Consider the following 12,319-nt stretch of genomic DNA (forward strand, 5'->3'; position numbering starts at 1 on the left):
GGTATTTATTTAAGCAGAAAGGGTTATCATAAACACTCCTCTATTTTAAATACTTAAAAAGAACTCTAAATCCATGTATGGGTTAAAACGATTAGAAATCATTTCATACCATTCTTCAAAAAACAATGCAATACTTTATCAATTATTCTCCCTCAACTAATTAACACCATTAAAAAGGAATACTAGAAATAAATAAGTGGTTATTGAATAGAGCAAATACTATTCAATAACCACTTATTTTTAAAACTATTAAAAGACCTATTCTACTTTTTATTTTAAAAGGTTTTTCATTTTTTTAATAGGTCATAAATTAACAATGAATTTATTCTTTTATAAACATACTTTTACTTATTTCACTACCGTTGTTGATTTGTAAAATATAAACTCCGTTTTTAAAGTTTTCTACATTCAACTTCATTACCGTATTAATATTAGCATCTTTAATATTCTTTATCAACTTTCCTGTTACATCATAAACCTTTACAGTTAAGCTTGTTGATTTATTTTGCTCCTTAATTAAATGTATAATTAAATCTTTACTTACTGGATTAGGATATACATAAGCTAAGTTATTCTTAGTGCTTTCTTCTTCTATTCCTAAAGTACTATCTTCATTTATCTCTAAATTATCAATCCATATACGCGTTCCAAATCCTGATATATTTTTAAATTTTACTAAAACACTAGGATTCCCTGTATAGCTTTTTAAATCCACTACCTCTCTTCTCCAATGATTTGCTTCTGTAGGAATCCAATCATTTGGTTCGTTACTATCTGTATCTGGATCATCAAGTACTTCTATTGTTTGTAAATCATGATGTGTTTTATTGTATACCTCTGTCCAATTCTCTCCACAATCTTTTGAGACTAGAATAATTAAATTATCAGGGCTATCTACATTATTAGCTGGGATTGAACTATTATACTTTGTATATGCCAAATCAAAAGCTAAAGTCTGATTCTCGCCTCCAGAAAAGTCAAAAGGTTTCAATATCAATTCATCAACTTTGTCTTTTTCATTATCTGCATTATTAATTACTAAACAAGAAGTATCTCCATTACCTACATCTGTTCTTTTTTCCCATAGAATATCATCATTATCAGTATTAATAATATGCCATCCTTCAATAGGAAAGTCTCCTTCAAAATTCTCACTATATGGCAATTCTGTTTTTTCGTTAATTGTTACAAATTCTTCCTTTATTTGCGTTGAACCTTCTCCATATTGATTAGTCGCAATTAACTGTACACGATACTTACCAGGAGTACTATAAATTACTTGAGGATTCTTTTCATTTGATGTAGCTGGAGACCCTCCTTCAAATATCCAAGCCCAAGTAGTTGGTGAACCTGTTGATATATCTTTAAAACTAACAGGTATATCTAAACAAATGTTCTCCTTCTCTAATTTAAAATCTGAATTTGGTACTTGCTTACTATCAAATTCCACTTTTACATTGTCAATCCAAATACGGGTTCCATATCCTGATTCATTAACAAATTTAACTAATACGTTTTTCTCTCCTTTATACTCATCCAATAATACGTACTCCTTTCTCCAATCTGAAGCATTTGTAGGAATCCAATCATTTGGCTCGTTGCTAGAAGTATCCGGGTTATCTAATACCTCAACAGTTTGCAGGTCATGATGTGTTTTGTCATACACTGTTAACCAAGTTACACCACAATCTTTAGACATCATAACTTTTAGTTTATCTGGACTATCTACATTAAACTCCGGCTTAAAATGATTGTATTTAGTATATGCTACGTCAAATGCAAACATTGTATTTCCTTTTGTTAAATCTATAGGATACATAATAATCTCATCCACCTCACCTACTGTTTCGTTATCTGCATTATTCATTATCATACAAGAGTTATCTCCATTACCTACATCATTACGTTTTTCAAATTGTAACCCATTATCTGAATTAATTATTTGCCATCCTTCTGGTGGGAAACTTCCCGAAAAATCTTGATCAAACGAACCATTGTTTGGAGTCTCCAGTACAACAAAACCAGCTTTAGTAATTGTAGAGGTACCAAACACATTTGTAACAGTTAACTTCACATCATACTCTCCTGCTCCAGCATAGGTAACTTCTGGCTTTTCTGCAGTTGAAGTAGCTGGTGTTCCTCCAGGAAATTCCCATTGCCATGAAGTAGGTTGCCCAGAAGAAACATCTTGAAATGTAGTTGTTAATGCATCACATATTGTACTTCTTTTATTTGCATAAAAATCTACAACTGGTGCTACATTATTTTTCATTGATAATTTTATATTATCTATCCATATACGGGTTCCAAAACCTGATACATTTTTAAATCTTATAGTGATTTTTGATTCACTATCATAGGCACTTAAATCTACAATTTCTTTTCTCCAGTGCTCCTCTTTAGAAGGAACCCAATCATTTGATGCACTAGTTGGTACTTCTAACGTTTCTAACTCAGTATGTGTTTTACTATAAGCTTCTACCCAGGTTGCTCCACAATCCGTAGAAACTTCAACTTTAAGTACGTCTGGACTATTATTATCAAACTTTGTATACGCAACATCAAAATACAACTCAGCTTTAGCCGCACTAGTGAAATCAAAATATGGCATACGAATAAAGTCTTCTGCTCCAACCTTATCATTCTCTGCATTATTCATAATCATACATGAATTATCTCCATTTCCAATATCTGCTCTTTTTTCCCAAGCTAATTCATTATCTGGATTAGAGATACTCCAACCTTTAGGAGGAAATACTCCTGCAAAACTCTCAGAAAAATCAGTTGTTTTTGATTGATCTACATACACATAATCAACATACTCCTTTATATCTTGTCCTAAACTATTTGTTACTTTTAATGTTACTTTATATTTACCTGATGTATTATAAGCTACAACCGGTGTTAACGAAGAAGACGTTGCTGGGCTTCCTCCTTCAAAAGTCCATTCTCTAGTAGTAGGTATACCTGTTGACACGTCTTCAAATTGAATACTTTGTCCACTACAAATTGCATCAACATTACTTTTAATTTTTGCTACAGGTGTAGCAGGTATTATTCCTGTTGCCATTAAATTACTTTCTTGCCAAAGCAATCCTCTTGGGTGCATTACTTCACTAGTATCTTCCAACCAATAATTCATTAATGCTACTTGATCCTTGGTAAACATATTTTGACAAGCAGTGTTATAATCCATGTGATTTTCAAGATTCGCGTATACCCCACAATCATTTAGCTTATCCCTAGTACAACCTTCTTGACCTGGTGTATTGGGGGTATCTGCTAAACCATCTCCATCTCCACAAGTTCTATTTCCATTTTCAATACGAGGAAAAACATGACTCAATCCAAAAAAGTGTCCGATTTCATGTGTAAAAACTTTTTCAAAATTTGGACCAGCATAGATACCAGCTCCATTAACTCCACTTCCCCCTCCACAAGAGTCATAAGCTCCTATATATCGCCAGTTGTATACTATTCTAGGGAATGCTTTTTCATTACCTCCATTTGGTAAAAAAGCGTGCCCAGATTGGTTCCATTTACCATTTTCATTTGGGTAATGAACAATAAAAACCTGCAAATAATATTTCCCATTTTTACCCCACCACCAAGGATCATCTGTTATTCTTTTATCATAACCCCAACTAATTAATTCTCCATCTGCTTTCCAATTCATTCCTGGAGTATCTAACAAATTTCCATCAGGATCTTCAGTAGCTAAAATAAATTCTATATTATCCATTTTATCTTTAACTGCATCAAACCTAGGATCTGTTGTGTTAAATTCTGGATACTCTCCTCGAAAATCTTTATTAGCCACCTCAATAGCATTGGCTATTTTACAAGCCATGGTTTCCTTACTGATTTCATTTTTATTATTAGGTCCATCTCCCTCTCCATTATGCAAAATGTGAAAAATAACAGGTATTTTGTAAGTGCCATTGCTTTTTTTCTTGGTTAACTTTCTGTTTTTTATTTTTTGCATAATTTTACCCACTTGTTTTTTGTGAGCTTCAATTTCCTCTAGAGTTAGGCTTACCCCACAGCCATTTTTTTCCTGAGCGTAGGTAATGCTCATACTCATAGCCAATAAGGCTATTAAAATTCTTATTTTTTTTATCATAATACTTCTTGGTGTTGTTTAGGTTTAGTTTTTTAATATTTGTATTGATCTCACTTACTTTTAACTTTACTTAAATCACAATAAAAATCAGTTTAAAGTATCTCAACCAAAACAAAGAGCTCCAAAAAAAGTAAATTATACAATGTAAATTAGCATTTTATTAACATTACGATAATATAATACCAGCAAACGGTAAACAAGTACAGTACCTACCAGTAGCAAAGTTAAAAAAAAGGAAAATATTCAAAGAAAAAACACTTTAAACAAAAATTTCACAATCAAAAACCAAAAAAAATAAGAATTCAACTTTTTTAAAAAATAAACAAACCTTCTAAAACGAGAGTTTAAAGGACTTTAAAGTTATTTTTAGTTATAGAATTTTAACCTAAATATAAATCTTAAAGAATGTTAAAACCTCAATTTTTAAATAGGGTATTTTTCACCTACTTCGTTTTGTAGTTATATTAAACAATTAACAAAATGATGAATAAATTTAGTTTTCTAAGAATTATAAGTGTACTTACTATTTTACTCTTTCTAAGCTGTAATGATGATACTATTGAGGACTTAGACACAAACAACAACATTGATACTGATAATGAAACTAGTGAACTAGTAACTCTAAATACGTGGAAACTTGCACATGGAAGTGGCAATAGTAACGCGTATTCTATAGGTATTATTTTTGAAGTTAAAGATAAAAACCAAACAGATGCCTCTTTTGAAAAACTAATAGACGAAATGGTTGGTAATGGTGACTTCTCTTTATTTAAAACCCAACCTTTTGATAAAAATAAAGAGAAATTTAATGTATACTACGCAATACTTTCAAAAAGTAGAGACCAAAACTCCTACCCTTTTTCTAAAGAAGAACTTACTAATATGAGAGACAAAGCTGGTAAATACTTCTCAAAAAACAAACAGCTTTTCTTTGGAGCAAAAGAACCTAAAGACGCCAATAATTTTATGCAAAACATGGCTAGTACGGTAGGTTTTGATTTTAGTAAAACAGATCAAATATTCTCATATGCTGATGGGTTTTCATTAGACAATACAAGCACAACCCCTAATCAAAAAAATATTATTCAAAGGAACTTAAATCGTTTTGACAATTTATTTAATCAAAAACAATTCAATACCCAAGTTTATATTTCTCCAGGTGTAGGGCAAGCTTATGCAAATACTTCTGATAAAATTAAAAAGGTATACATGAGTTACGAGGACTATTCTTTAGCTAAATTAGTTTCTTCTGATTTAATACACCAAAATATGCTTGCCATTACTTTTACTCATGAGTTTGGACATGCTTTTGCTTTATTTGGTGATGAATATTACGACTACGAACCTAATTTTTCTTTTGTAAGTCTTAAGTTCCAAAATAATGTTGTTAACCAAGGGTTTGATTTCAACAATAAACAATTTGACGCCAATAACACTACTAGTAACCCTTGGATAGCATCAAAAGTTCCTGTTTTAATTAGAGAAAATAATGGACAAGGTGTTTATGAATTTACCTCTGGCCCTATTCCTAATTATAACGGGCAATTGGTAAAGGGTGGTCCTGGTGGCTACGGTGGTTATAGAGCTTCTGACAATAGTATTATGCGATTTTACATGTTTATCAATACCCCAAATGATTGGGTTCATGGCTGGAATGCTGTACAACAGTTTTATATAAATTATTTTATCAATAAAATAAACTAAAAATAAAAGCCCAATTTTTTAACAAATTGGGCTTTTATTTTTATTAATTGTCCCGTCCTAAAATAGCGTTACAACTAAAAGTTATTTTATGGATTCTAGGAAATCAGATTATGTAAAGCGAACCCAAAAGGATTATAGTTTGTCCTTTAAACTACAAGTTGTTCAAGAGATTGAGCAAGGATTATTAACCAGAACTCAAGCGATTGATAAATATGGTATTCAAGCAAGATCTACGATTCGTACTTGGTTAAAAAAATATGGTAAATTTGATTACGATTTTAGTATAAATCAAACCATGTCAAAAACACCTGAACAGCGTATTTTAGAATTAGAGCAACAAGTCAAGCTTTTAGAAAAGCAAAAAGCACGTGCTGAATATTTAGCAGAGCTTGCTGATAAAAAAGTCATCATTTTTGATATGATGATTGATATTGCTGAAGAAGAATTTAATATTCCAATCAGAAAAAAGCACGTACCCGAGTTATCAAAAAATATAGTCAAGAAGCCAAAGAAAGCATAACAGCTACCTGTGATTTACTCGGGGTGAATAGGCAGGTATATTATAGAGCTATTCATTCATATAAAGAGAAACAAAAGCTTAGTAAAAAGGTTATTGATTTAGTAAATACTATCCGTATATCAATGCCGAGAATAGGTACAAGGAAATTATTTTATCTTTTAAAATCTGAATTAAAAGCAATTGGTGTTGGTCGTGATAAGTTGTTTAAAATATTAAAAGCTAATAATTTATTAATTCTACCAAGAAAAAAATATCATATAACTACAAATTCTCATCATAGATTTAGAAAACATGTAAATCAACTTAAAAATATAGAATTTGTAAGACCTGAACAAGTATGGGTGAGTGATATTACTTACATTGGAAAGAGAGAAAACCCATGTTATTTAGCGCTAATTACTGATGCTTACTCTAAAAAAATAATGGGGTATGATGTCTCTAATAGTTTAAATGTAGCAGGTTCTTTAAGAGCCCTAGATATGGCAATCTCTAATAGAAATTATAATAAAGAACCTATTATTCATCATTCAGATAGAGGGTTACAATATTGCTCTAATGAATATCAAAAAATGTTAAGTATCAATAATATCAAACCTAGCATGACTGAAAAATATGATCCTTATGAAAATGCTATAGCTGAAAGAATCAATGGGATTCTTAAACAAGAATTTGCAATTGATAAATACGACGTTTCTATACAAATTAAAAAGAAGTTAATTAAAAATGCAATCAATATTTACAATCAAATAAGACCTCATTTATCAAATTCAATGTTAACTCCTAATCAAATGCACCAACAAAAAAAAGTCAAAAGAAAAAGCTACAAAAAACTAAAGGTAGCAATTTAAAAATTACTACCTTTAATATATTAATTATTGTAACGAGTATTCAGGACGTCACAAATAGATAGGTTACTCTACTATTACCTTTCTTGTTAAACTTCTATTGTTTTCTGTTTTTATTTTTACAATATACATCCCAATACCTAAATCAGAAGTATTAATTTTTACTGCTTTTTTATTCATTTTATAAACAGCAACCTTTTCACCTAATAAATTAAATATCTTAATTTTCTTAATAATATTATTAGCTGAAATATATAAATTATCTGATACTGGATTGGGATACATTTTAAAACCAACCTCATCAAAAACAGCAACGTTAAGTGTTTTATTATCTACTTCACAACCATTTTGATCTTTAACGCTTATTGTAAAATCTCCCGATACATTTTCAAAAACAGGATTATTAGTCCAACTACCAGCATTTAATTTATACTGGTATATTCCCGTTCCAAAATTTGGTTTTATAGTCAGGTCAGTTCCATCCAAATCATAAGATATCACTATAGGTTTTGGGCTTTTAATAGGCTTTGTCATTTCTTTTGAAACTTCACATCCATTAGCATCTTTAACATAGATTGTATAGGTACCTACAGACAATCCTTTAATAATATCAGAGCTAGTATACGTACCTCCTTCTACTTTATACTGATAAGGAGGCACACCTCCTTCTGCATCAACTTCTACTTCACCTGAGCTATCATTAGTACATTTTACATCTCTCACATACATATTGGTAACTTTTAAATTACAGCCTGTTGCAACAATATTAGAGGCTCTTGAAGGCAAGTTTGTAGTAGTACCTTCAACTCGAATTCTAAATTCATAAACCTGATTTACATTTGTACCAAAACCAGTTGTATAACTAGTTGCATTGTTTGCTACACTTCCTACTGCTCTCCAGGAATTACTCCCTAAAGTTCTATATTGTACCAACACGTTACCATTATTCCCTGAACTTAAATGATTGTTCTCCCAAGTTACCTTTAGTTGAGAAGTTGCTAAACGAGTTACATTTAATGCAGTTGGAGCTGGGGTTTTATTTTTACTGTTTTTAATTTCAATATCTAAAGTAAAAGAACCGTCGTTATTTTTTTTAACATTACTCAACTTCACATCATTATTCTCATATATTTCTCCTGGTTTCAAAACCACATCTCTTATATCATAATATGTCCCCCAACTAAAATTAATATTAGCCGAAGGGCTCATATCTAACAAATGATTGGCTAACCCGTTTATTTTATGTACAAAAACTCCTTCTACATTATCTTTTAATTCTGGGTGTTTTAACATCTCATCAAACGCATCTACCTTTCGTACCTCAATTCCATAACCAGCTTCTTTGTATTGTGAAAATGTACGCTGAAATGGTAATAAAACTTCCACATATCGCTTAGAAGCCTTACTATTAATAGGATAAATTGTCACCGTTTTTGTTCCAATTTCATTTACTGTTTCAATATTTTCATAAGGTAACAACCCAATTACTTCTCTAAAGTAGCCATTCATAGAGCTAGAAAACGCATGTGTTCCCATTATATCATAAGCATTTCCATACTCTCTATCATAAAAGTTCCTATTGTTTGAAACTTCTGGCTCATAATCATATTTATTACCATTGGTTCTGGAATTAGCATGCGCTCCTATTCCCATAGAATGTCCAAGTTCATGGCAAAAAGTAGCTTCCGTTTGACTTAAATCATAAAATACTTTACCTTCTTCTGATCCTCCTCCAGTAGTAGGTATTAAATAATTTTTCTTAGACTTAAGTGTATTCACTAAATTTCCACTAGTATTTCTTCTACTTCTTCCGTTCTCATAATACATAATCATGGCTCCTTGCGAATATGTTTTTCCATTAATAGTGTAAGAATAACTACCTACATTAGATGCTGAGAGCGCAGCATCATGACAACTGAGAAAAACAATCTCATCATATTTTTCAACATCAAAATTAGGAAGGGTAAAAGACATGTTGTCCAACACTTCTTGAAAAGGAATAGTAGTATTAGTAGCACTATTCCAATATACAGAATTACTAGTTATATAATCAAAAACATCTCCTGTAAGTGTAAAATTATCATTTGATAATCTTCTAAAGGTATCTTGTATTTTACTGTGAAAAATAATGCGCTCCCAATCATTTTTAGTAGGAAACTGCTCCTTGAAATTCAGAGGAACATCTGCATACGTAATTGGAATTACGGCAATATGATAATTGGTTCTTTTTTGATAAGCTTTTAAATCATTCCAAGTAAGTTGGTCATTTAAAGATACTCTATTGTTTTTCACATTTGAATTCAACTCCGTACTACACCATACTTTAGGTATTTCTTGAGCAAAGGACATTAAGGTGAAACAATAAAAAAATAAGGGTAAAAATATTACTTTCATATTTGAAGGGGTAAAAGGTTTATAATGTTTCTTATAACTAAAAAAACACTTTAATATTTTACAAGCATCCTATAGAATTACAACAGTTAGTTATTTTCGTTTCACTTACACCCAAATATTTATTTTTCAAACACATACATAACACAGATAAATATATATAAGCTTAGTTATAACTCTACCTTTTTATTTTATAGCTTATTCAATACTTTAGCCATAATTTCAAGATCAAAGTTACATGCTAAAAATAGCCTACCATGAAATTTACAATCATCCGTTGCCCCCTAAGCATCGATTTCCGATGATTAAGTATGATTTACTTCCACAACAGTTATTATTTGAAGGAACTTGCAATGAAACTAATTTTTTCATGCCTGAAATCCCGAATAACAAACATTTTTTTGCAGTACATGATCCTGAGTATTTTTTTGATTTACTCAACATTACACTTTCCAAAAAAGACGAACGTAAATTAGGTTTTCCTTTAACCGAACAATTAGTAGCTAGAGAAATGGTTATTGCTGATGGCACTATGAAAGCCTCTAAATTTGCCCTAGAAAATGGAATTGCTATGAATATAGCAGGCGGTACGCATCATGCTTTTTCTAATAGCGGAGAGGGTTTTTGTTTATTAAATGACCAAGCTATTGGCGCGCGTTATTTACAGGAACAAAAACTGGCTCAAAAAATAGTCATTATTGATTTAGATGTTCATCAAGGTAACGGAACAGCTGAAATCTTTCAAAACGATGCTTCTGTATTTACCTTTTCAATGCATGGTAAAAGTAATTATCCGTTTCATAAAGAACAATCGGATTTAGATATTCCTCTTGAAAATGGAATAACTGATGATACATATCTAAATATTTTAAAAGAGACATTACCTAAAATTATTCAAGAACAACAGCCCGATTTTATTTACTACTTATCTGGTGTTGATATTTTAGAAAGCGATAAACTAGGAAAACTCAATGTTTCTATTGAGGGTTGTAAAGAACGTGATAGATACGTGCTACAAACTTGTTACGACCACAAAATACCTGTAATGTGTAGTATGGGTGGTGGGTATTCTGAAGACATTAAAATTATTGTAGAAGCGCATGCCAATACATTTCGTTTAGCACAGGATATTTTTTTCTAAATTAATACAACCAGTAACTTTTTTGATTATACAACTAACAAAAACACTGATTTTTTTAGTTTATTACCTCTTTCTTTTCCTTGATGAAAAGAAGCAAAAATCAAGACTTATGATAAAAACTTGAGAAAATACTACGGATGATACCTCCAGCCACAGATAAAAAGAACTCGCTTACGCTCAAACAGCTTTTTATCTCATAGCCAACACTGCTATCTTGATTTTCAAACTTTTTATCATAGGTCAAACATTATATTTGCTTACCTACTTTTTATAAGAAAACAAAAATGTTATTTATTAACGTGTATACACTCCAAAATTTGTTGCCCAGGAGTAATTCCTTCTAGAAAAACTTTTTGATAACTCTTTCCATTATACTGCTGTGTAAACGTAGCATAATGAAAACTACACCTGCCATCTGGTCGTTTCATTACAACAACTCCGCTAATTCTTCTTCCTAATTGAATACCTGTTAACTTATTTCTATAAATTCCCCAATCATTTCCTGTAAAATAAGTCTTAGTAACTGTTTCTTTCCATTGGTATTGTTTTGCCCAGTTTTTTGCAGATACTAGAGCTTGTGCTTCTAACGCTGTGTTTTGCATTCCTCTTTTAGGCAATCTCCTATTTTTAATATTGGCAGCTTCTTCAATAGCATGAGCTTCTTCAACATGTTTTTTTATCTTCAAACTCCAATCACTCAATTTAGCATCTAATGCATCTTGTTGCCTTTTATCTACCAATAACTTACGTATCACTGTTTCATCTCTATGAAAATAATTATACACTTCGTGTTTTCCCCATGCTGATCTTCCTAAGTCATTACCATGACTAAATTTTGCCCAAATAATAGCATCCTCGCTTTCTACAAATACATATTCTCTTAAATTACCACTATCTCCATAAACTTTCATCCCTAAAACTTTACTGTATTCAGGTAAAAACTTATACCCATTACTTGCTTCTTTGGTAATTGTTCCTATTGCTAATTCCTTTTCGTCTTTTAATATCAATACTTTTCGTTGCTTTTTACCTCCTGCAAAAGCTATACGTACTGCTGGAAAGTAAACCGAACTATTCGCATCTACTTTTGCTTTATCTCCTGTCATTATTTTAGTAGACAAAGCAATTGCCCATTCAGTTACTTTTTCAGTAGTCATGGTACTTACCTTATTTTTATCAGTACTAAAAAAGTTGGTATAGTAAAATGTTTTCCATATTCCTTGCCCTAAAGCTACTAGTGGTGCTTTGGGTGCTACTGCTACATAACTATTCTCATCATACGGAAGCACGTAAATCCCAGAAGTCCCATACACTTTTTTACCTAAAATATCACTTGCCTCTTTGTTATGCTGGTATACGGCTGGCATACATTTTTTACAAGATGCCATGACAAATAATTCTGTTCCATTATTATTTCCTATTTGTATAATGTTTTCTTTTTTACCATCTCTAGAAGGTACTAGTAAATGATAAACTTCTTGCGCATGTACTTTAAACAAAGTCAGAAAAAAGAATCCTATTGCTATATTTTTACTTATTTTTTTCATGATTGTGCTACTTTTAAACTTTACCTCAATATTATTTACAAATTACCA

Annotated in this window: 7 protein-coding genes; 4 read left to right on the forward strand and 3 right to left on the reverse strand. The window is 31.1% G+C overall.

Annotated elements, in window-relative coordinates; translation table 11 throughout:
* Nucleotides 1–322: 322 nt before the first annotated feature.
* Nucleotides 323–4,123 (reverse strand): PKD domain-containing protein, encoded by a 3,801-nt coding sequence (locus ABNT65_RS12815; RefSeq protein WP_348745997.1) that lies wholly within the window; start codon nucleotides 4,121–4,123, stop codon nucleotides 323–325.
* Nucleotides 4,124–4,603: 480 nt separating this feature from the next.
* Between ABNT65_RS12815 and ABNT65_RS12820 the strand changes: the two genes are divergently transcribed.
* The 3 genes from ABNT65_RS12820 (at nucleotide 4,604) to ABNT65_RS12830 (ending at nucleotide 7,195) form a co-directional block, all read left to right on the forward strand.
* Nucleotides 4,604–5,827 (forward strand): hypothetical protein, encoded by a 1,224-nt coding sequence (locus ABNT65_RS12820; RefSeq protein ID WP_348745998.1) that lies wholly within the window; start codon nucleotides 4,604–4,606, stop codon nucleotides 5,825–5,827.
* 88 nt (nucleotides 5,828–5,915) lie between these two features.
* On the forward strand, nucleotides 5,916–6,347 hold the full coding sequence (locus ABNT65_RS12825) for a helix-turn-helix domain-containing protein (RefSeq protein WP_348745999.1): 432 nt from the start codon (nucleotides 5,916–5,918) through the stop codon (nucleotides 6,345–6,347).
* Nucleotides 6,344–7,195 (forward strand): IS3 family transposase, encoded by an 852-nt coding sequence (locus ABNT65_RS12830; protein WP_348747831.1) that lies wholly within the window; start codon nucleotides 6,344–6,346, stop codon nucleotides 7,193–7,195. The genes ABNT65_RS12825 and ABNT65_RS12830 overlap by 4 nt, the downstream gene beginning before the upstream one ends.
* Nucleotides 7,196–7,258: 63 nt before the next feature.
* Here ABNT65_RS12830 and ABNT65_RS12835 read toward each other — a convergent pair whose 3' ends face one another.
* On the reverse strand, nucleotides 7,259–9,586 hold the full coding sequence (locus ABNT65_RS12835; protein ID WP_348746000.1) for a T9SS type A sorting domain-containing protein: 2,328 nt from the start codon (nucleotides 9,584–9,586) through the stop codon (nucleotides 7,259–7,261).
* 235 nt (nucleotides 9,587–9,821) lie between these two features.
* Here ABNT65_RS12835 and ABNT65_RS12840 point away from each other — a divergent pair, with 235 nt between their 5' ends.
* A complete protein-coding gene (locus tag ABNT65_RS12840) occupies nucleotides 9,822–10,724 on the forward strand; it encodes a histone deacetylase (protein ID WP_348746001.1) in 903 nt (300 codons plus the stop codon).
* A 287-nt stretch (nucleotides 10,725–11,011) separates the two neighbouring features.
* Here the strand turns inward: ABNT65_RS12840 and ABNT65_RS12845 are convergent, their stop codons facing one another.
* On the reverse strand, nucleotides 11,012–12,271 hold the full coding sequence (locus ABNT65_RS12845; protein WP_348746002.1) for a hypothetical protein: 1,260 nt from the start codon (nucleotides 12,269–12,271) through the stop codon (nucleotides 11,012–11,014).
* Nucleotides 12,272–12,319: the final 48 nt, after the last annotated feature.

This window comes from Tenacibaculum sp. 190524A02b, assembly GCF_964036645.1.
Classification (GTDB): domain Bacteria; phylum Bacteroidota; class Bacteroidia; order Flavobacteriales; family Flavobacteriaceae; genus Polaribacter; species Polaribacter vairaonense.

Bases quoted from the DNA above. Each gene is read 5' to 3' on its own strand.
- ABNT65_RS12815 (WP_348745997.1), bottom strand. From the start codon at position 4,123: ATGATAAAAAAAATAAGAATTTTAATAGCCTTATTGGCTATGAGTATG.
- ABNT65_RS12820 (WP_348745998.1), top strand. From the start codon at position 4,604: ATGATGAATAAATTTAGTTTTCTAAGAATTATAAGTGTACTTACTATT.
- ABNT65_RS12825 (WP_348745999.1), top strand. From the start codon at position 5,916: ATGGATTCTAGGAAATCAGATTATGTAAAGCGAACCCAAAAGGATTAT.
- ABNT65_RS12835 (WP_348746000.1), bottom strand. From the start codon at position 9,586: ATGAAAGTAATATTTTTACCCTTATTTTTTTATTGTTTCACCTTAATG.
- ABNT65_RS12840 (WP_348746001.1), top strand. From the start codon at position 9,822: ATGCTAAAAATAGCCTACCATGAAATTTACAATCATCCGTTGCCCCCT.
- ABNT65_RS12845 (WP_348746002.1), bottom strand. From the start codon at position 12,271: ATGAAAAAAATAAGTAAAAATATAGCAATAGGATTCTTTTTTCTGACT.